Origin of the sequence: Chryseobacterium balustinum (genome assembly GCF_900168205.1) — a bacterium.
Lineage (GTDB): Bacteria > Bacteroidota > Bacteroidia > Flavobacteriales > Weeksellaceae > Chryseobacterium > Chryseobacterium balustinum.
This window is the reverse complement of sequence record NZ_FUZE01000020.1, coordinates 27,301-48,236: the sequence shown is the minus strand read 5'-3', so window position 1 is coordinate 48,236 and position 20,936 is coordinate 27,301. Positions and strand designations below refer to the sequence as shown.

24 protein-coding genes and 1 pseudogene are annotated in these 20,936 nt (G+C 33.9%); 2 read left to right on the top strand and 23 right to left on the bottom strand.

Annotated features, from left to right (window positions below; genetic code table 11):
• Positions 1-9 precede the first annotated feature (9 nt).
• The 4 genes from B5X64_RS17720 to B5X64_RS17705 form a co-directional block, all read right to left on the bottom strand.
• Positions 10-300 carry a hypothetical protein gene (locus B5X64_RS17720; RefSeq protein WP_228418981.1) on the bottom strand — a complete coding sequence of 97 codons (291 nt, stop codon included), beginning with the start codon at positions 298-300 and terminating at the stop codon, positions 10-12.
• Positions 301-367: 67 nt separating this feature from the next.
• Complete coding sequence (locus B5X64_RS17715; RefSeq protein ID WP_079466503.1) at positions 368-658, bottom strand: winged helix-turn-helix domain-containing protein; 291 nt, start codon at positions 656-658, stop codon at positions 368-370.
• 50 nt (positions 659-708) lie between these two features.
• On the bottom strand, positions 709-1,086 hold the full coding sequence (locus tag B5X64_RS17710; RefSeq protein WP_172459107.1) for a four helix bundle protein: 378 nt from the start codon (positions 1,084-1,086) through the stop codon (positions 709-711).
• Between the two features lie 65 nt (positions 1,087-1,151).
• A complete protein-coding gene (locus B5X64_RS17705) occupies positions 1,152-1,769 on the bottom strand; it encodes a hypothetical protein (protein ID WP_079466535.1) in 618 nt (205 codons plus the stop codon).
• Positions 1,770-1,871: 102 nt separating this feature from the next.
• Between B5X64_RS17705 and B5X64_RS17700 the strand changes: the two genes are divergently transcribed.
• Together B5X64_RS17700 and B5X64_RS17695 are read left to right on the top strand one after the other, a co-directional pair.
• Positions 1,872-3,473, top strand: coding sequence for a class I SAM-dependent methyltransferase (locus B5X64_RS17700; RefSeq protein ID WP_079466534.1), 1,602 nt, complete (start codon positions 1,872-1,874; stop codon positions 3,471-3,473).
• Between the two features lie 148 nt (positions 3,474-3,621).
• Positions 3,622-4,161: a GNAT family N-acetyltransferase gene (locus tag B5X64_RS17695; protein ID WP_079466502.1), complete on the top strand. Its 540-nt coding sequence runs from the start codon at positions 3,622-3,624 to the stop codon at positions 4,159-4,161.
• A gap of 27 nt (positions 4,162-4,188) precedes the next feature.
• On the opposite strand, the gene B5X64_RS17690 is transcribed toward B5X64_RS17695, so the two are convergent.
• The 19 genes and pseudogenes from B5X64_RS17690 to paaA all read right to left on the bottom strand — a co-directional run bounded on the left by B5X64_RS17690 (position 4,189) and on the right by paaA (position 20,888).
• On the bottom strand, positions 4,189-4,953 hold the full coding sequence (locus B5X64_RS17690) for an enoyl-CoA hydratase/isomerase family protein (RefSeq protein WP_079466501.1): 765 nt from the start codon (positions 4,951-4,953) through the stop codon (positions 4,189-4,191).
• Between the two features lie 308 nt (positions 4,954-5,261).
• Positions 5,262-6,026 carry a methyltransferase domain-containing protein gene (locus B5X64_RS17685; protein WP_079466500.1) on the bottom strand — a complete coding sequence of 255 codons (765 nt, stop codon included), beginning with the start codon at positions 6,024-6,026 and terminating at the stop codon, positions 5,262-5,264.
• 112 nt (positions 6,027-6,138) lie between these two features.
• Positions 6,139-6,602 (bottom strand): annotated as a pseudogene (gene tnpA / locus B5X64_RS17680) (IS200/IS605 family transposase).
• Positions 6,603-6,763: 161 nt separating this feature from the next.
• Complete coding sequence (locus B5X64_RS17675) at positions 6,764-7,453, bottom strand: SMUG2 DNA glycosylase family protein (protein ID WP_079466499.1); 690 nt, start codon at positions 7,451-7,453, stop codon at positions 6,764-6,766.
• Between the two features lie 5 nt (positions 7,454-7,458).
• Positions 7,459-8,193, bottom strand: a complete 735-nt coding sequence (locus B5X64_RS17670; RefSeq protein ID WP_079466498.1) for a DUF4241 domain-containing protein — start codon at positions 8,191-8,193, stop codon at positions 7,459-7,461.
• A 145-nt stretch (positions 8,194-8,338) separates the two neighbouring features.
• The gene (paaZ, locus tag B5X64_RS17665; RefSeq protein WP_079466497.1) at positions 8,339-10,828 is read right to left on the bottom strand and encodes a phenylacetic acid degradation bifunctional protein PaaZ; all 2,490 of its coding nucleotides are present in this window, start codon (positions 10,826-10,828) and stop codon (positions 8,339-8,341) included.
• A 120-nt stretch (positions 10,829-10,948) separates the two neighbouring features.
• Positions 10,949-11,776, bottom strand: a complete 828-nt coding sequence (locus tag B5X64_RS17660) for an alpha/beta hydrolase (RefSeq protein ID WP_079466496.1) — start codon at positions 11,774-11,776, stop codon at positions 10,949-10,951.
• 77 nt (positions 11,777-11,853) lie between these two features.
• Positions 11,854-12,432 carry a transposase gene (locus B5X64_RS17655; RefSeq protein ID WP_079466495.1) on the bottom strand — a complete coding sequence of 193 codons (579 nt, stop codon included), beginning with the start codon at positions 12,430-12,432 and terminating at the stop codon, positions 11,854-11,856.
• A gap of 76 nt (positions 12,433-12,508) precedes the next feature.
• Positions 12,509-13,102: an acyltransferase gene (locus B5X64_RS17650; protein WP_079466494.1), complete on the bottom strand. Its 594-nt coding sequence runs from the start codon at positions 13,100-13,102 to the stop codon at positions 12,509-12,511.
• A gap of 131 nt (positions 13,103-13,233) precedes the next feature.
• Complete coding sequence (gene pcaF, locus B5X64_RS17645) at positions 13,234-14,439, bottom strand: 3-oxoadipyl-CoA thiolase (RefSeq protein ID WP_079466493.1); 1,206 nt, start codon at positions 14,437-14,439, stop codon at positions 13,234-13,236.
• A 96-nt stretch (positions 14,440-14,535) separates the two neighbouring features.
• Complete coding sequence (locus B5X64_RS17640) at positions 14,536-14,949, bottom strand: PaaI family thioesterase (protein ID WP_079466492.1); 414 nt, start codon at positions 14,947-14,949, stop codon at positions 14,536-14,538.
• Between the two features lie 2 nt (positions 14,950-14,951).
• Positions 14,952-15,266 carry a hypothetical protein gene (locus B5X64_RS17635; protein ID WP_079466491.1) on the bottom strand — a complete coding sequence of 105 codons (315 nt, stop codon included), beginning with the start codon at positions 15,264-15,266 and terminating at the stop codon, positions 14,952-14,954.
• Between the two features lie 102 nt (positions 15,267-15,368).
• Complete coding sequence (locus B5X64_RS17630; RefSeq protein WP_079466490.1) at positions 15,369-16,499, bottom strand: 3-hydroxyacyl-CoA dehydrogenase NAD-binding domain-containing protein; 1,131 nt, start codon at positions 16,497-16,499, stop codon at positions 15,369-15,371.
• Positions 16,500-16,583: 84 nt separating this feature from the next.
• Positions 16,584-17,384 carry an enoyl-CoA hydratase/isomerase family protein gene (locus B5X64_RS17625; RefSeq protein ID WP_079466489.1) on the bottom strand — a complete coding sequence of 267 codons (801 nt, stop codon included), beginning with the start codon at positions 17,382-17,384 and terminating at the stop codon, positions 16,584-16,586.
• Between the two features lie 163 nt (positions 17,385-17,547).
• A complete protein-coding gene (gene paaD / locus B5X64_RS17620) occupies positions 17,548-18,012 on the bottom strand; it encodes a 1,2-phenylacetyl-CoA epoxidase subunit PaaD (protein WP_079466488.1) in 465 nt (154 codons plus the stop codon).
• On the bottom strand, positions 18,005-18,688 hold the full coding sequence (locus B5X64_RS17615; protein WP_123920674.1) for a hypothetical protein: 684 nt from the start codon (positions 18,686-18,688) through the stop codon (positions 18,005-18,007). Before B5X64_RS17615 ends, paaD begins: the two co-directional genes overlap by 8 nt.
• Positions 18,689-18,743: 55 nt before the next feature.
• Entirely contained in the window at positions 18,744-19,493 is a 750-nt protein-coding gene (gene paaC, locus B5X64_RS17610; protein ID WP_079466486.1) for a 1,2-phenylacetyl-CoA epoxidase subunit PaaC, read from the bottom strand.
• 71 nt (positions 19,494-19,564) lie between these two features.
• The gene (paaB, locus tag B5X64_RS17605; RefSeq protein ID WP_034679196.1) at positions 19,565-19,846 is read right to left on the bottom strand and encodes a 1,2-phenylacetyl-CoA epoxidase subunit PaaB; all 282 of its coding nucleotides are present in this window, start codon (positions 19,844-19,846) and stop codon (positions 19,565-19,567) included.
• 103 nt (positions 19,847-19,949) lie between these two features.
• Positions 19,950-20,888 carry a 1,2-phenylacetyl-CoA epoxidase subunit PaaA gene (paaA, locus tag B5X64_RS17600; protein ID WP_079466485.1) on the bottom strand — a complete coding sequence of 313 codons (939 nt, stop codon included), beginning with the start codon at positions 20,886-20,888 and terminating at the stop codon, positions 19,950-19,952.
• Between the last annotated feature and the right edge of the window lie 48 nt (positions 20,889-20,936).

The following is a 20,936-nucleotide window of genomic DNA, read 5'->3' as shown; positions in this document are numbered from 1 at the left end:
AATAAAAAATTAACTTCCGGCAAAAGGTGTCCCGAAAAGTCCCACCGCAAGTTCTACCCAGGTAAGAATGAGTACAAACAAAACCACGACGCATAAGAGGATTTTGTAAGTTTTGTTTTTTACAATCCGACGAATCAAATCGATAATAAGAGCTGTTCCGAATAAAAGAATTCCGGCAATAATAAAATCGGAAGGAGACCAATTGAATTCTTTAGAAAATAGATTTCCAAGTACCGCAACACTAATTATTAGAGCAGGTACAGAATAAATCAATGCTGTTGTTTGTTTTTGTGTCATCATAATATTTCAATTTTATTTATTAAAAGTACTTTGTATTTCAAAGTAAATTTTCAAAAAAATATAGACTTTATCTGCCTATTAATTTTTCTAATGCATCCAAATGCTCAGTAAATGCAGTTCTTCCCGATTGTGTTACACGGTATGAAGTCTTCGGTTTTTTACCTACAAACTCTTTTTTCACCTCAATATAATTAGCCTTTTCCAAGGCATTGCTGTGACTTGCCATATTTCCGTCTGTAATTTCAAGAATATTTTTCATTTCAGAAAAATCAACCCAGTCGTTCACCATAAGAACAGACATAATGCCCAATCTTACACGGCTTTCGAATTCTTTGTTGAGTTGACTGATGTTAATCATTGCTTAGTATTTTAGTTAAAAAAGTTTTTTAGTTTTTTAGTTTTTTAGTTTTATTTATTTTGGTGATAATTTTTTATCGTTTTGATGTATCCATTCAATAATTTTCCAATTTCTTCACATGAATTAATAACGCTTTCAAAGGTTATGTTATTAATATAATTAAGGTCTTTTGCTAAGATTAAATAATACTTTACCTCTTGTAATGATCCTTCAGAATGAGAAATATAATTCAGCTTATTTGGTAAGGTTTTCTTAGTAAATCCTTCTGCAATATTAGCTGGAATTGAAACAGCCGCTCGTCTTAATTGACTTGTCAAAGCATAAGTTTCCTCTTTTGGAAATGCTGAACTTATTCTATAAATCTCCAAAACAAATTCATGTGACTTTTGCCAAACAATCAAATCCCTAAACGAAATAATATTTCCCATATCTACTAACTAACTAACTAACTAACTAACTAACTAACTAACTAACTAACTAACTAACTAACTAACTATTTATACTTCTTATGCATAATCAAACCATATACAATATGCAAAACACCAAAACCAAAAGTCCATGCGACTAATCCCCATCCTAAAAAAAACAAAGAAATAAGTCCTAAACCAATCTGACAATATCCTAAATATTTTATATCTGTTAAAGTATAGCGTTCTGCACTTACCAAAGCCAAACCATAAAAAATCAAAGTAGCGGGAGCAACCAATGAAAAAAGATGATGGTACAATAAGCCCAAACAAACAAATCCACCCGTCAATAAAGGGATTGCAAAGGTAAACAAAAGTCTTTTAGTTGTCGCATCCCAAATTTTCAAACCTTTCTTTTTACTTTTATTGGCTGTAAAAAAATATCCACTTAAGACGGCAACAATCAAAATCACAGTTCCAGTAATGACCAGTTCATTGACCATACTTTTACTGAAAGTGATTCTCTCTCCATCAAAATAATTGAGTCCTTCCCTTTCAAAAACGAAACAGACATAAGCTGCACCGAATATTGCCGCTAAACCTGCAACAACTCCGGATAACCCGCTTAATGAAATAAACCTTGAAGATCGTTCCATCATAGAACGAATATGCGATAAGTCTTCGTGATAGTTTTTTGATTTCATATAAAAAGAACTTTGAATTACAAAGTTATATTTAATTTTCAAATAACAAAACTTTTATTGAAATATTTTGTTCAAATTCTTAACTTTAAAAAAACGTATTGTATGGACAAAGAAACTTTGCGCTCAGAAATATTCAGGCATTTGGATGGCGTCGTCACTGCCCCCATCGTTGCTTCATTGATGAAAAAAGAGATCATTGCTTTCATTATTGAGCGACAAAAAATGTCTTTGAGCGAACTTTCTGAAGAGTTGAAAGCCAACGAAGGGTATTTGAATGTTGCGATTCGAGCTTTAGCATCGCAAGGCTTTTTAGATTATGAAGTCGATAACGAGACTGATCGAATACTATTTTCAGCTAATGGAAAAACTCAGTTTCTGCAAAAATACAGTTTGCTTTACCTTAAGGTAATTTCTTTTTTAAAACATTCTACAGATATTAAAAATCAGATCAACGAAAATTTATTCATTGAAGAATTTACGCGATTGAGCGATTCTGTGAAAGACCATTTTGGAATTCAGCTTTCTGATAATATTGAAGAAAAAGGTGTCCAGGAACAGATCTTAAAACATATTGAAGGCTGCATCATCGGTCCCGTCATTGTCTATCTCGGAATGACAGGAATGTTTCATAAATATTTTATGGAAACATCATTTCAGGCGGCAGAGTTTCATAAAAATTCAGAGAATTTTGAAGTAATTTTAGACTTCTTGGCTTATTTGGGTTGGTTTAAAAAGACTGGCGACAATTATAAATTTACCGAAACCGGAATTTATTTTGCCAAAAGAGCGCCATCTTACGGTGTTACTGTTTCTTATCTTCCGTTGCTGAATAAAATGAATGATCTTTTATTTGGTGATGCTTCAAAAATAAGAGAAATTTCAGATGGTGAAGATGAAATTCATGTGGATCGTGCAATGAATGTTTGGGGAAGTGGTGGTTCACATTCCAATTATTTCAAGGTGGCGAATGATTTTATTATTCAAATTTTCAATCAGCCTATTCATCTGCAACCAAAAGGCGTTTTAGACATGGGTTGCGGAAATGGTGCTTTCATTCAACATATATTCGAAACCATAGAAAGATATACAATTCGTGGGAAAATGCTCGAAGAACATCCTTTGTTTTTGGTAGGTGCAGATTATAACCAAGCTGCATTGAAAGTAACCAGAGCCAACCTCATCAATAACGATATTTGGGCAAAAGTAATTTGGGGCGACATTGGAAATCCTAAAAAATTAGCCGATGATTTAAAAGAAAATTATGAAATTGATCTTTCAGATTTACTAAATATCAGAACATTTTTAGATCACAACAGAGTTTGGAAAGTTCCGGAAAACGATCATCCTACAAGGATCAGCACGTCAACCGGAGCGTTTGCTTATCGAGGAAAAAGACTTCCTAATAATTTGGTGGAAGAAAGCCTGAAAGAACATTTGGAACTTTGGCTTCCCTACATCAGAAAAAATGGACTTTTAATTATCGAGCTTCACGCTTTAGACTCTAAACTGACCAGCGAAAATTTAGGCAAAACTCCGGCTACAGCGTATGAAGCGACACATGGATTTTCTGATCAATATATTTTGGAAGTTGATGTTTTTAAAAAGATCTGTATGGAAACAGGATTGCAGATTGATAAAGAACTATTCAGAAAGTTCCCTAATTCTGAGTTGGCAACGGTGTCGATTAATTTATTGAAAAACTAAATTTTAATACATCTCACGCAGATTTTTTTGATTAAACAGATTTATATTATATAATTTTTTATATGCTAAATCTGTTTAATCAGCGAGAATTAAAAAATTATATAAATCAATATCAAGAATTTAAATTGGTAAAATTAAACGGAAAAAAATGACATTTGAAACAATAAAGACAGAACGTCTCCTAATTCAAAAACTAGATTCAGAAACGATGAATCAAATTTTTGAATTGAATAATGATGACGAAATCAAGAAAATATTAGGTCTTACTGATGAGGAGTTTATTCGACAGAAAAAGATTCATCAAAAAGGCTATGAATCTTACAATCGGAAAATGCTGAACTTTCAAATTGTAGAAAAGCAAAGCTCAGTAATTATTGGGAATTGCGGTTTTCATACCTGGAATCCTCAACATCATCGTGCAGAAATTGGTTATGCATTAAATAGTGATGAATTTAAAAACAAAGGTTTTATGAAAGAAACTGTTGAAAAAGTGCTTGAGTTTGGCTTTGAAGAAATGCAGCTCAACAGAATTGAAGCATTAATTGATGAAAACAATACGCCTTCAAAAAAACTACTAGACCATTTTGGCTTTACCCGAGAAGGAAATCTTCGTGGTCATTATTTGGTGGATGGAATATTTGAAGATTCAGTATTATATTCTTTATTGCAATCTGAATACAAAAAATAAAGCGTTGAAAATCTCAACGCTTATTTTTTATTTTGCTCTTAATCTTTCTTTAATTGCCTCAATATTTTTCTTCGCAGAATCTTCGAGAATTAAACTGGCACTCATATGAATTCTTGCAGGCATTAATTCATTGAAATGCTCTGTTCCTTCCCAAGAGACTTTTTTAATTAAAGCTAAAGCGTCTTCGCTTCTTGTAGCCAAAGTGTTTAAGAATTTTTCCAATTTAAAATCCATTTCTGCAATGTTTTCTGAAACTGAGTGATAAATATTGTGCTGTTCTGCCCATTCTGCCGACCTGAAATCTGCATCAATTGCCATTGCCGAAAACTGAGATTTTCCGATTTTTCTTTCTACGTAAGGTCCAATTACGAAAGGCCCGATTCCCAAATTAATTTCAGTTAAAGCTAAAGCAGAATCTTTGGTTGCAAAACAGTAATCTGCACCACAAGCCAAACCTACTCCACCACCGGTTGTTTTTCCCTGAACTCTAGCAACAACGATTTTACCGCAATTTCTCATGGCATTTAAAACTTTAGCAAAACCTCCAAAGAATTTTGTAGATGCTTCAAGTTCTTCAATTGCCAAAAGTTCATCAAAACTTGCCCCTGCGCAAAAGGCTTTTTCCCCTTCGCTTTTTACAAGAATCGCTTTTACTTCTTTTTTAGCTCCTTCTTCTAAAATTGTTTCCGCTAATTTTTCGAGAATTGCTCCGGGAAGAGCATTACTTTTTGCCGTTCCGAAAGTAATTTCGGCAATATTATTTTTAATTTCTGATGTTACAAAATCACTCATTTTTAGTTTGTATTCGATTTATACAAAAGTACTAAATAAAGGACTTTTAAGAAAACTAATGTCCTAATTTTTAGTTAAAGAAATATTTAAATCAAAATTAAATCAGTAAAAATACTGATTTTCAAATGCCGTATTTATACTCTATTCTGCTCTAATCGAAATCCGTTATTTTGTGATAGATAAAAAAGTTAGCAAACTAATTACCATGAAAGCTTTTATTATGCTATAAGCTATCAACAAACGATTCTAGGCATAAATGATAATTCCCCGTTCTTCGGGGAATTAAATTTTACAGGAAAGCACTTCATCTATTTTCGTCCGTATAGCAACATTCTTTTAAATGCATAAATTGCAGGAAATCTATCAAATTTTTCAGCAATACGCTTTTTATATTCACTGGTAAATTTCTCTTTGTTCTCTTCATCCAATCTTTCCAAATAGGGAATCAACGCCGAACCTGAAATAAACTGAAATAGCTTTTCTGCATCATCAGCAATAATCGGATAGACTTTTATAGAGATATTTAAATCTTTCAACCCAGCATCAAACATCATTTTAGCATATTCATCTAAACTTAAAACCGGAGAAACCCTATTCCAATCTTGAAGTTGTGTTTTGAAAGGCTCTTCCGAAGCGAGTTGAAACAAAATTTGGTTGAGTATATTTTCAGACTGCACCGGCATTTGAACAGCGAATTGCCCAGTCTCACTTAATAAAGAAAGCAGTTTGGAAAATAATTTTTTATGATTATCTGACCATTGCAAAGCAGCATTGCTAAAAATTAAATCCCATTTTTCTTCGGAATCATATAATACTTCAACCGTTTTTTGCTTGAAATTTAAACGGTTATTCTGATACAAATTAAATTCTGAGAGCATTTCAGCAGAAGAATCAATTCCTAAAAATTCAGCATCTTCAAATTTCTCTGAAAGTATATGGGTTTGTTCGCCCGTTCCACAACCAATGTCGATTGCTTTTTTTAAACCATCTGATGAAATCAACTTCATTAAATCAAAAAAAGGTTGATAACGGATATTTTTAAATTGATTGTAAACTTCAGGATTCCAAGGCATATTTTTATTTTTTTATTAGGTTGAGTAAGGGAGGATTCCGTATGAATCTTATCTGTGTAGTATTTGAATGGTACAATGATGACGCGTTCCGTAGGAACGCTATCTCTAATTTCTAATCATAAAACTCAAACAAATATTGTTCCTGAAATTCGATCTCAAAAGCATTTAAAAATTCTATATATTCATCTTTAAAAGTTTTCTTCTTATGATGTAACTCTTGATTTAAAATATAATTTACAACTTGTTCTTTCTGATTTTTTGCGTAAGAAAACGCACCATAACCTTGTTGCCACCCAAAGTGATTTAGACATAGCTTTTTTTCATTGATAAAATTTGTCGATTCTGTTTTGACAGTTTTCACCAAATCTGAGATGGTAATTTGTAAATTTTTATAACTAAAAAAGATGTGAACATGATCCGGATTCGCATAAATAGCCAAAACTTTTGCCCTTTATTATTGAAAATACCACAAATGTATTTTTCAATTTCATCACGAACAGAATTTATAATTTTATTGTCTCTACCTTTTGTAGCAAAAACAAGTTGAATATAAATTTGTGTGTATGTGTTGGGCATTCTTTACTGTTTTTAGATAGCGTTCCTACGGAACGCAGAATTGTTAACTAGTTTGCTTTTCTACACAGATTGCATTCCTACGGAATGCGCCTTCTGCGATAAACTCCATAGAGAACAATGTTCACTTCAAAGAAAATTCTTAGGATTTTTAAACCAATAATTTATTGGTTCTTTAATGCTAAAATATACTTATCAATATACAAATCTTTTTCTTTGGATTTATACTGCTGAATATATCTCGGATGTTCCAAAACTGTCATTTTGTCAAAAAGATTCGCTTCATTATTTAATTTTGAAATAAACTCTGCATTCTTTTTCCCTAAAATAAAAACTTCGGAAGTATCAAGATTTAAACTGATGTGTTTTTTCAAAGAATCAATCATGAAATTTTTTACATCGTTGAAAAGTTCTTTGTCATCATAATAATTGGCGTTAACCCAACTACCTTTCGATTTCCTTACAATCGCCAACGGAAACGGAGAGTTGATATAAATATCTCTGTAAAATTCACCTGCACCTCCATAAGCTGCCATCATATCATAAATGAAAACAGAAGAAACTTCATGCGTGTAAGCAGATTCCATTTTAATTCCGCAGACACTTTCCAACCGTTTTGTATCGGTGAAAGGAACTCCGGTAACTCCTGCTCCATGACGACTTGGATTAATTCCAATTAAAAATTTTCTTTGGTTTGAGTCATTATAATATTTATGATAAAACTTTTCCATGACAACCATTGTTTCAGGGTTATCTAAATACGGGTTTAGAACTTGAAAATCATCGGGAAGATTTCCGGAATACTGTAAATTACGGTTAAATTGTATGACTTTATCAACAAAAGTTTTATCCATCTTTATTATTCTACATCTTCCTCGTCTCCTTCTTCACTTAGAGCCAATTCAATATCTATAAACTGAATGTATAAACCACAAATTTCCCCATTTGCATCATAAGCGAAATACACAGGATATTCGCCATCGCCAAAACCACTTGCAAACATAGGAATTTGGTACTCTGTATTCGGAACTGTCCAATTGATCCAGTCTCCGGCATCCCTTTGATTGTCGGGATTATGTTTGTAGCTCTGCGCAAAAATTTCAGCAAAATAATCATCGTAAAGATTATCGACATCAGATTCATCTGTAAATTTATCTACAAACGGAAGCACTTCTGCATCGGTGATACATCCTAAACCGGCATCTACTCCAAAACCGAAAAAATCATCTTTAGTTACGCCTTCCAATTCTTCAATTCCAATTAAGGCTTCTCTGTAAACAAGAGGTTTTTCTTTGGTAAATTCTACTTTCACTACGGCATATCTGTCGCCCCAATCTTCTGATTTTACAACAGAAATCGTTACCGGAAAATTTCCTTTTGGAGCCTGAACAAAATAAGGCGATTGATTCGCATCCAGAGAAACCAATGGGTCTCTCACTACTACTTTTCCGGAAGGAAGAGAAACGTTTCCTATTTCCATAGTTTCCAATTGTTGACCACCAATTTCATTTGAAGTAAAATAGGTTTCCAAATCGGTAGGGCAAGTAAGAATATCTTTTACTTCTTCCCATTTTTTCATCCAGCTATCGTTCATGTTTGTATGATTTAATTTAAGCTTGAAAATAGGGAATAAAAATTAAGACATAAAATCTGGAATGTGTTTTAACAAAAGATTATAAAAAAACAGTGTAACAAAAATTGCTACACTGTTAAATTGTTTTATTATTAAATTTAAAATATTAAATCAATCCAAACTGTTCAAAATGATGCGTAAAATGTTTTTTGTGCATCAGTTCCCACATTTCTTTGTTTAATTTTCCAAACACAAAATTCATATGTTCTGCTTGTGGATTTTCTTTGTAATAAACAGAGAATCTTTTCAAATTATCTAAGAAAGACTGTTTTGCTGCTTCTAAGTTTTTATGTTTTAATTCTAACAAAGTTTCATCTTCAGCCAAGAAAGGTGCAGGGAAATCTTTTGGCATTTTTCTGTGATTGTAAAGTGAATCCTGCCATTTTTCTAACTGCTCTTCAGGTGTGAAACATTTATCTGCTTCAGGTTCGCCAAGACTTACCAAAACGCCATGTTCCAAATGCTCGATCATCTGCTGAGGAGACATTTTACCCCAACTTGGTTGAGTGTTTTCAGATAATCCTTTTACAATTTTCTGAACATTTTTAAGGTCGATAAAAGGAGAGTGTTTTGCCACCAATGTTAAAATAGTCGCTACACAAACTACTTCCTCTCTTTGATTCACAACTTCAACTAACCATTTTACAACTCCGGAAGGAATATTTCTTCCTTTTACGCCTCTGTTGATTTTTTCTTTTGCTGTTAAATAAACCGTAATCGTATCTCCTGCATACACAGGCTTGAAGAACGAACAGTTTTCTAAACCATAATTCGCAATAACCGGTCCTTTTTTACCTGACACGAATAATCCAGCTGCTGCAGAAAGGATAAAATATCCGTGAGCAACTGTTTTATCGAAAATAGTTCCTGTTAAGCTCGTTGCATCGGTATGTGCATAAAAATGGTCCCAAGAAACATTCGAGAAATTAACAATATCTGCATCGGTAACCGTTCTACCTGCGGTTTCCAAAGAATCTCCAACCTCAACATCTTCAAAGTATTTTTGGAAAGGATGTTTGTCTGCATATTTTTTTTCAGCTCCTTGCTGGTATACTTTGGTAATCGCCGTCAAAATATCTGGAGAACCTTGAATTGCTGTTTTTTGAAGGAAAAAATGAAGACCGTTCAATCCGCCCATTTCTTCGCCACCTCCTGCTCGTCCAGGACCACCGTGCATCAAAGTTGGAAGCGGAGAACCATGACCTGTACTTTCTTTCGCATTGTCTCTGTTTAACACGAAAATTCTACCGTGCTGAGAAGCCATTTTCCACGAAGTTTCAGCAACGAACTTCTCATCGTGAGAAACAATTGAACCTACTAAACTTCCTTTTCCTCTTTTTGCCAACGCAGCAGCTTCTTCCGCATCTTTGTAAGGCATCAACGTAGAAACCGGACCAAAAGCTTCGACATCATGAGAGATATTTTTAGTGAAAGGAGAATCATTTAAGAATAATTTAGGACTCATAAATGCACCATTTTCATAGTTTGCATCTACAAGCTCATGCTTTCCGTCATAAACAAGTTCGTTTTCAGTTTTTAAGATATTTACTTTCCTTAAAACCTCATCGTATTGCTGCTTTCCAACCAAAGAACCCATTCTTGTATCTCTGCTTAACGGGTTTCCGATTTTCGTCTGGTCTAAAGCTTTAGACAAAGCATTCTGAACATCACCAATTAAGTTTTCAGGAACGATAATTCTTCTGATTGCTGTACATTTTTGTCCAGCTTTTGTGGTCATTTCTGTACGAACTTCTTTGATGAATAAATCAAATTCAGGAGTTCCCGGTTTTGCATCCAACCCAAGAATTGAACAGTTCAAAGAATCTGCTTCCATATTAAAACGAACAGAATTTCCTGAAACAGAAGGCAAAGCTTTTAATTTTCTACCCGTCGTTGCAGAACCTGTGAACAATACAGAATCTCCATCCTGAACGTAATCCAAAATATTTCCCGGTTCACCACAAACCAATTGAAGTGCGCCTTCAGGAAGAACACCGCTTTCAATCATATCCTGAAAAACCGCATTGGTTAAATAAGAACCAAATGGCGAAGGCTTCACAATTGACGGAACACCTGCCAACAAAGATGTGGATAACTTTTCCAACATTCCCCAAACAGGAAAATTGTAGGCATTGATTTGTACAGAAACTCCTTCACTTGGAGTCAAAATGTGAGTTCCCAAGAAAGTTCCGTTTGCAGAAATTTTCTGAGTTTCGCCGTCAACCCAAAATGGAGTATTCGGAAGCATTCTTTTTGCCAATCCTGAATACGTGAAGAACGTACCAAAACCTCCTTCAATATCTACCCAAGAATCTGCGTGAGTTGCCCCTGTTTTATATGATAATTCGTAATATTTTTTCTTTCTTTCTAAAAGGTAAAGCGCTACTTTTTTCAACATTTCTCCACGATCGTAGAACGTCATTGAAGAAAGATTTTTGTATCCTACCGTTCTACCATAATCAAGAGCCTGTTCAAAATTTAGCCCTTCTGTATCCGAAACAGCAACCTGCTCTCCTGTCACGGCATTGTATAAAGGAATTCCGTTTCCGTTACCTTCCACCCATTCGCCGTGGATATAGTTTTTTAGTTTTTCCATAAAATATTTATATTTTAATTTAACGATGTATCAATCTAACAATTTACCAATGAGGTGCCTCGAAAACAGCAGTATGGCATTATGTAATTGTTAGATTTTTACATTGGTATATTGTTACATTTATCTCGGTTCCTGATAAGGAAATAATTTCACTAAACCTTCATACAAACTTCTGTGAAGAATGGTTGCGTGATTATCTGTTTCCATCATTCTATATTCTAACGTCCAGTTTTTCTTGTTTGATTTTTTCAGAATATCATCTAAACTTTCGGCATCTTTTATCATTACCGGATGCTCCCCTTTTCCGACAGAAACATAAATAAATTTCTTTGTATCGGGAATTTTAGTTAACAATTGAGGAGCCTCTTTTAGAAGACTTTCATCATCCCACCATAAACTTGGACTGATGATAAAATAATTATTAAACATCTCAGGTTTCTTTAAGAGAATTTCTGCTGCCAGAAGTCCGCCAAGAGATTGACCGAAGATGTAGGTATCGGTTGTTTTAAACTGACTTTCGATATAAGGTTTTAATTCTTTCTCCAAAAAACTGATGAACTTATCCGAATGTCCTGTAGTAGGATAGTCTTTCTGTAAATCTTTTAAATCGGTGTGAAAAGTTAAATCTCTTTTTCTATCAATATTTGCAATCCCAACCACAATTGTTTCCGGCATAGAATACATTTGATTAAAAAATTGAATCAATCCTGTAACGTGAATAAAATCCTCATTCATGCTTCCATCCAACAAATAGATAATTGGGTAAGATTTTGTTTTGTCGAAATTTTGTGGAAGATAGATGTTAAGAATTCTATCTTCGTTTAAAATCTTAGACTTTATGGTTCTGATTTCTCCAATAGTTAATGGTTTTACATTTTCAGTCTGGGCTAAAGCCATTGATTGAAATGCAAAGAGAATACTGCAGAAAATGAGAAGTTTTTTTAGCATACTTTATTAATTTGTTAATCGTCCTTTCAAAACCTCATAGGTTTTAGAAACCTATGAGGTTTGAGTTGAACTCTATTTTATTCGATTGTGAGAAAATCATACTCAACATTTGACTTATGATATTCTGCAAAATCTTTTATTGTATCAAAATATTGCATCATTTCTTTTCTTTCAATTTTACTTTCTTTTACCAAACTAATGTAAGAATGATAAGATGAATATTTCCAATCATTAATATCTTCAACAAACCCATGATTGACGGGGTTATTGTGAATATAATGTAATAATTTAATCAAATACTTTTCATCGCCTACTTTCTTGCGTTTTAAAAAATCAAGAAAAAGTGCTCCTTTTCTATTGTATTTCTTATTATATGCTTTTGCATAACCATTTAATAAATTACTAAACTGTTTCATTAAATATTTATGCTCATCTTCATTTGATATTAGGTTTGAATCTTTAAACCTTATTAATAAATGAAAATGATTGGGCATTAAACAATACGCATATATTTCAGCTATCGGAAGAATATATTTTAAAATCTTACTTAAAAAATATTTATAATTTTCATCTTCTCGAAAAATTAAATCTTTTCCGTTTGCATGAGTATAAATATGATATACATAACCATATTCAAAACCTTCCGTATTTGACATGTTTTTTCTTCATTTATGTGTTTTAATATTCAAACCTCATAGGTTTTGAAAACCTATGAGGTTTAGCTATGGACAATCATTTCACATCATCCCAAATGCTGTAATCAACAACTTTCGTAGGAATCTGCTGAACATATTCTGTAAATGGTTCACAAGGTAGAATCGCATCTTTTCCTTCTCTTGCCAATTCCTGATAGAGTTTTGTTCCTTCTGTTTTCCATTTAATCATTTCATCGGAAACATCACGGATAATCTTTGCGGGACTACCAACAATTAATTTTCTCGCATCACATCTGAAGTTTGCAGGAACGAAAGCCAATGCACCGATAATACATTCGTCACCGATTACCGCTTTATCCATTACCACAGCATTCATTCCAACCAAACAGTTTTTCCCAATATGCCCGGAATGGATAATTGCTCCATGACCGATATGTGCCGATTCTTCTAAAATCGTTTCAATACCCGGAAAAACGTGAAGTGTACAATTTTCCTGAACATTTGCACCGTCTTTGATAATAATTTTACCCCAATCTCCACGGATAACTGCATTGGGGCCGATATAAACTTCTTCGCCAATTTCTACATTTCCGATAATCACCGCTTGTGGATGAACATAAGCGGAAGGTTTGATGATGGGACGAATACCGTGATATGAGTAAATATTCATAAAATTTTTGTTAAAAATTTAATTTAACAATGTATCAATCTAACAGTTTACCAATTGAGATTCTTCACTTTGCTCAAAATGACAGGAATTGTTACATTGATACATTTTTATATTGTTACATTATTGAAAAGTTATACTTTTTCAATTACCATTGCATAGCCTTGTCCGACACCGATACAAAGGGTACACAATGCATATTTTTTATCCTGTTTTTGAAGTTCCATTGCGGCAGAACCGATGATTCTCGCTCCCGAAACGCCAAGTGGATGACCGATCGCGATCGCTCCTCCGTTTGGATTTATTCTTGAATCGTCATCTTTCAACCCTAAACTTCTTGTTACGGCTAAAGATTGAGCAGCAAAAGCTTCATTCAATTCAATAACATCCATATCTTCCAATGAAAGATTCAGTCTTTTTAATAATTTTTGAGTTGCTTCAACAGGACCGATTCCCATGATCCTTGGTTCAACACCAGCAACTGAAGATCCTAAAATCTTAGCTTTAGGTTTCAACCCATATTTTTTAACCGCTTCTTCGCTTGCTAAAATTAAAGCTGCAGCACCGTCATTCATTCCTGAAGCGTTTCCTGCGGTTACTGTTCCTTCTTTTCTGAAAGCCGGACGAAGTTTTCCTAATCCTTCCATTGAAGAAGTTGGTTTGATGAATTCATCTTTATCAAAAATTTTAGAGTCGCCTTTTCTTTGAGGAATTTCAACTTTTACAATTTCTTCCGCTAACCTTCCACTTTCCTGAGCTTTTGTGGCTTTTTGCTGAGACCAAAGAGCAAATTTGTCCTGATCTTCACGGCTTATATTATGCATTTCTGCTAAGTTTTCAGCAGTATCTCCCATTGCATCTACGCCATACATTTCTTTCATTTTCGGATTGACAAATCTCCATCCGAAAGTGGTATCAAACATCTGACTATCTCTACCAAAAGCAGCACTTGGTTTTGACATTACATAAGGTGAACGCGTCATATGCTCAACTCCACCTGCGATATAGATTTCACCTTCTCCAGAAGCAATCGAACGGAAAGCATTAGCAACCGCCGACATTCCGGAAGCACACAGCCTGTTTACTGTTTCACCTCCGATTTTGTACGGAAGACCAGCCAATAAAAGTCCCATTCTTGCTACGTTTCTGTTATCTTCACCTGCCTGATTAGCACATCCGAAAATAACATCCTCGATTTCCTCAACAGGAACTTCTGGGTTTCTTGAAACAATTTCTTTTAGAGCGATTGCCGCCAAATCATCGGCTCTCACTTCTGATAATCCTCCACTTAGTTTTGAAATAGGAGTTCTGATGTAATCTATGATGTATACGTTGTTCATTTTATTTAATTTGAAAATGTGTTAATTTGAGAATTTGAAAATGAAATAAAGCATTAAAAATAATTTTCAAATTGCCTCATTTTCAAATTCTCAAATTTATAATTCTGTAATTTTTTTCCCGATTTTATAAACTGTTCCGACGAATTTTGCAATCATTTCTTGATTTTGATTGGTAATTTTAATGTCATAAACAGCGGTTTTTCTAGTGTCGTTTACCAAAATACTTTCTGCTCTGAAAATATCGCCTTCTTTTCCGGCTTTGGTAAAATTAATAATGCAGTTTAAAGCAACTGCTGCATCGCCGGTATTATTAGACGAAAATGCCAACGCGGAATCCGCAAAAGCAAAGGTTACGCCTCCGTGAACGGTTTTCAACCCATTAATCATTTCTTTTTTGATGGGCATTTCTATTAAACAATAATTTTCTTTTACTTCGATCATCTTGATATTCATCCACTGGGAAAAATAATCCTGATCAAACATATATTCTGCAACCTGTCTTGGATTCATTTTTAATTTCTGCTTGTTATTTTTTCATATAATTCATCAGCCAATTTATCGTAAACACCCATGGTTTTACCGAGAATTATCTGCTCGTTTGAAAGATTTTCTGAATTTGATGGGTTTTCGGTTGGATAAGGAGCATTTAAATCAATACCACTTTCATTCGCTAATCTCTTGATCAGCTCTTTATATTTTTCATTAAACTTTCCTAATAAATCAAGCTTTTCCTTATAATCATTTATTGAAGAAAGTTCCTGAATTATATATTCTTTTTCAATGAGAAGCCTTGTTTCCAATTCGGCTCTGAATCCATCTATATCCATTTTTTAATGTAATAATTTAACAATGTAACGGTTTACCAATTGAGATGCTTCGACTAGCTCAGCATGACAGTGCGATTGCTACATTGTTAGATTGGTATATTGTTACATTTTACGTAGTAACGGGCTTTGTCTGTATCTTTCTTCCTGATATTCTTCGTAAAGATTTTGCAGGGTTTCAGAGATTTTTGCATATCCGATTTCTTTTCCCCAAGCTAATAATCCTTTTGGATAGTTTACACCTTTTTGCATTGCTAATTCAAGATCTTCATCGTTTGCAACACCTAATCTTTTTGCTTCAACCGCTTCGTTGATCAGCATCGAAATAATTCTTAAAAATATTTGTTGATAAAGAATCTCGTCTTTTTGAGCAACAGGTTTTTCGGCGCCTTCAGAATAATCATAAAAGCCTTTTCCTGTTTTTCTGCCATGAAGTTTTGCTTCAGACATTCTTTGCTGAAGAAGAGATGGTTTGTATTTCGGGTCGTAGAAATATTCGTTGTAAACTGTTTTTGTTACCGAAAAATTCACATCAACACCAATGAGATCCATTAATTCAAAAGGTCCCATTTTGAAGTTTCCAATTGTTTTCATCGCATCATCAACTTGTTCCACAGTGGCGATGTTTTCTTCAACAATTCTCAAACCTTCACCGTAGTAAGGTCGAGCGATTCTATTAACAATAAACCCTGGAATATCTTTAGCAATCACAGGAGTTTTGCCCCAATCTTTCATGAGGTTGTACATTTTTTCGGCTAAAGATTTTTCTGTAAGGAGAGATGGAATAATCTCAACTAAAGGCATCAAAGGAGCCGGATTGAAGAAGTGAATTCCGATGAAACGCTCCGGTTTTTGTAATTCCGCACCGAGAGAGGTGATGGAAATGGATGATGTATTGGAACCAATGACACAGCTTTCTGAAACATGTTTCTCTAATTCTGTGAAGACTTTGGTTTTAATTTCTTTATTTTCGATGATGGCTTCAATGATTAATTCACAATCTTTAAAGTCCTTCAATTCTGTAGCAATGGAAATATTAGCTAAAATTTCGGTCATTTTCTCTGCCGAAATTTTCTGTTTATCAACCAATTTGGTCAATATTTTTTCCAAACCTACGGTTGCCGTTTCTACTTGTTTTGCGTTGGCGTCATAGACCCAAACTTTGCATCCGTTCGTTGCGGCTACTTGTGCGATACCAATTCCCATCGTTCCGGCACCGATAACTCCTATATTCATATTTTTTTATAGATATTAGAATTTAGAAGTTAGAAGTTAGATTAATACTAATTTCTAACCTCTAATATCTAAATTCTATAATTCTTATTTCCCTTTATATTCAGGTTTTCTTTTTTGTAAAAAGGCTTGTACCCCTTCTTTGAAATCTTCTGTTTCGGCAGCTTCCTGCTGTAAATCTCCTTCCAGTTCCAACTGTTCTTTCAAAGTGTTGTTGTAAGAATTGGCGAAGGCTTTTTTGGTTAATTTTAAACCTACAGTTGGCATATTTGATACTTTTTCTAAAATTTCCATTGATTTTGAATTGAATTCTTCCTCCGTGAAAACTTCAGCTACCAAACCATACGATTTTGATTCTTCAGCTGATAATTTTTTGCCTGTAAAAGCTAAATAGTTTGCTAATTGTCTTCCCAATAATTTAGGCAAGAAATAAGTACCTCCTGTATCAGGAATTAACCCAATATTTGAAAATGCCTGAGAGAAATACGCTTTATTATTAGCTAAAACAAAGTCACAAATCAAAGCCAACATTGCTCCAGCTCCAACAGCAGGACCATTGACCAAAGCCACAACAGGTTTTTTGCAACGTGTAATTTCGAGTACCAAAGGATTGTAATAATCCGTCACAATTCTTCTGATGATATCGTCATCATGATGGTCGTTCCCTTGTACGAAAGCATCATCTAAGTTTTGACCTGAGCAAAACGCTCTTCCTCTTCCTGAAATCGCTACACATCTTACCGTAGGATCATCACTGCATTCTTTAATAAAATCTTTTAGATCTCCCAAAGATGGCTTTGTAAGCGCATTCATCGTTTCAGGCTGATTGAGGTAAGCGATTTTCAGCTTTCCATCAAAATGTGACTCAATATCAAGTTGTGTGTACATAGTTTTTTTAATTTAAAGATTAAATTATTTAAAAATTCGAAGATTTAACAATCTACTAATTTAGTCATAATGTAACAATTTATCAGTCTAACAATCTAACAATTATAATGTCATGCTGAATATTATTGGTAAACGGGTACATTGGTATATTGCTACATTAATCTTAGTGGCATTTAAAATAATCAAAAGGTTCTAAACAGTCTAAGCATTGATACGAAGCCTTACACAAAGTAGACCCGAATCTGCTTATTTGTTTTGAATTCATCGAACCACAACGAGGACATTTTTTCGGTTTCCCGATGTGATGTTCGTCGGCTCCTTTTTCCGGAGGTGAAATTCCGTAAACACGAAGTTTTTCTCTCGCTTCATCTGTCAACCAATCTGTCGTCCAAATCGGAAACATTTTGGTAACCACTTTTGCATCCCAACCGTTTTCTTTCATCAATTTGATGATGTCTTCCTCGATGGTAAACATAGCGGGACAGGCAGAATAAGTCGGCGTAATCGTTACTTCACAAGAATTATCGCTCGTAACTTTCGCTTCTCTTACAATACCCAATTCCACGATATTGATTACCGGAATTTCCGGATCGGGAACTTGACTTAATATGTTTAATAAATTATTCAAACTTTTCTATAAAATATATTGAATTATTGCCTAATAATAAGCTGTCCTTAATTCTGGGATCTCTTGCAGTAACAATTTCACTGAAATACCCTGAAATATGATCTCCTTTTTTAAAATCATACTTAACATCTGCAAAATATTTTCCTTCCTTTACATTTTTATAAACAACAGAATCAATTTTGATTTCTTTTCTATTTCTATAAATTGTATAAATAACTTTAGCTTCCTTAGAAATTTCATTTTTCATTTCAGGAGAGAAAAACTTGTATGATAATCCTTGCAGAGTTTTGTTTTCTACTAAATAAAATTTACTGTTAGAAGAGTCTATTTTTCCATGTTCTTTAAAAATAATTTGATTTTCAAAAACATTATTCTTGCCTAAAACGATATAATCAATTTGTATTTCTTTTGAATCAACTTTATTCTTTAAACTCCAAATTCCAGTTCTTGTATTTGTCTTAGTATTAAAATCACCCGTTAAAATGAAATGACCATTAGTAGCAGTAATACGATTTATTGAATCATTGATCATTAATTTGACTTCTTGTTTATAGTTTTTCAATCGAAACATTTCTTCAATATCTCCAGTATTTTTGATTACTTTAGTTCTAATCTCTTTCTTTTGACAAGAAATAATTATAAAACTAAATAATAAAAACATTACAAATTTCTTCATGCAAAACAAAAGTATTCAAGTAAAAAGTTATTTATATCGCTAAACTAAAAAATTGTTACCAAGTACAACCCGGATAAGCTCTCTGCATATATTGCAATTCACAAAGCATAAATCCGAAATATTCGGTGTGATATCCTGTTCTTGATTTTGGCTGCATGAAATGATCTGTTGGATATTCCAAACCAAAATCTGCGAAATCTTTTTCTGTGATCGAGATAAACTGGTTATACAATTCATCAACATTCGGAGTGATATTTAAAGCAATTAAATCATCTTCTCCTTCCACTTTTGCGAATAATCCTTTCGTATATTCCCAAACATTTTCGATGGCTTTTACCAAACGGGTTTTGCTTTCTTCAGTTCCCTGAGCGAAAATTTTCATCCAAGAAGCAGTATGCGTGTAATGATATCTTACTTCTTTCAAAGATTTCTGAGCGATTGCAGAAAGTTCTTCATCGGCAGAATTTGACAATGCTTCGTACATTAATTTCTGATACACAGAAAAAACATACACTTTAAGAATTGTCTGTGCATAATCTTCATTTGGAAGCTCGGTTAAATGGGCATTCAGATATTCATGTTCATATCTTAAAAAAGCCAAATCATCTTCACTTTTACCGTTATCGGCAACTCTTGAAGCGTAAACATAAAAGTTATTTGCCTGTCCAAGTTCGTCCAAAGCGATGTTTGTCAATGCAATATCTTCCTCTAAATAAGGACCTTCACCGCACCAAGCAGACAAACGCTGTCCCATGATGAAACTGTCGTCCGCTAATTTTAATAAATAATTATATAATGGGTTCATTTTTATAGAATTTAGAAATTAGAGGTTAGAAATTAGACTAAATTCTAGAATCTAACTTCTAACTTCTTTTATTACATATTTTTTACATCGTTTGGAATATCGTAGAACGTCGGGTGACGGTACAATTTATCATCAGCTGGATCAAAAAATGCTTCTTTATCAATTCCTTCTGAAGTCACAATATATTTACTTGGAACAACCCAAACTGAAGTTCCTTCTTTTCTTCTTGTATAAACGTCTCTTGCGTTCTGCAAAGCCATTTCTGCTGTTGGTGCCTGTACAATTCCAACGTGTTTGTGAGATAATCCTGGTTTAGTCTGAATAAACACTTCCCACATATCTAAATTTGCCATAAATAAAATTAATTTAACAATGTATCAGTCTAACAATTTACCAATGAGACTCTTCGCTTTGCTCAGAACAAATTGATTGTTACATTTTTACATTGGTATATTGTTACATTGAAATTTTTTCCTGTTTTTCTGCAAAAGCTGCAGCTGCTTCTTTTACCCAAAGGTTTTCTTGTTGCGCCTTTACTTTTGTCTGTAATCTTTTTTTGTTGCAAGGTCCGTTTCCTTTTAGAATAGTCATGAATTCATCCCAAGGAAGCTCTCCGAAATCGTAATGCTGTCTTTCTTCATTCCATTTCAAATTTTTGTCAGGAATGGTTAATCCTAAGAATTCAGCCTGAGAAACCGTAACGTCGATAAATCTCTGACGAAGACTGTCGTTACTTTCTCTTTTCACTCTGTAATTCATAGAGATTTTAGAATTTGGCGAACTGTCATCATTTGGACCAAACATCATTAAAGCCGGCCACCAGAAACGGTTTAGTGAAGCCTGAGCCATTTCTTTCTGTTGTTTTGTACCACGGCAAAGCGCCATCAAAATTTCGTAACCCTGTCTTTGGTGGAAAGATTCTTCTTTACAGATTTTCACCATCGCTCTTGAGTAAGGACCGTAAGAATTCCCCATCAACATTACCTGATTCATAATTGCAGCACCATCAACCAACCAACCGATTGCGCCAATATCTGCCCAGCTCAATGTCGGATAATTGAAAATACTTGAATATTTTGCTTTTCCTTCCAACATATCTTCGTAAGTCGCGTCTCTGTCAGCTCTGATTGTTCCATTTCCTAATGTTTCGGTTGCAGAATAAAGGTATAAACCGTGGCCTGCTTCATCCTGAACTTTAGCTAAAAGAGCCATTTTCCTTCTCAATGAAGGTGCTCTGGAAATCCAGTTGGCTTCCGGCAACATTCCGACAATCTCAGAATGTGCGTGCTGTGAAATCTGACGAACCAATAGCTTTCTGTAATCATCGGGCATTACGTCTTTTGGTTCTACTTTATTTTCGTCGTGTACGTATTGTACAAATTTTTCTAAATCCATAATTTTTCCAATTTAACAATGTATCAGTCTAACAATGTACCAATGATT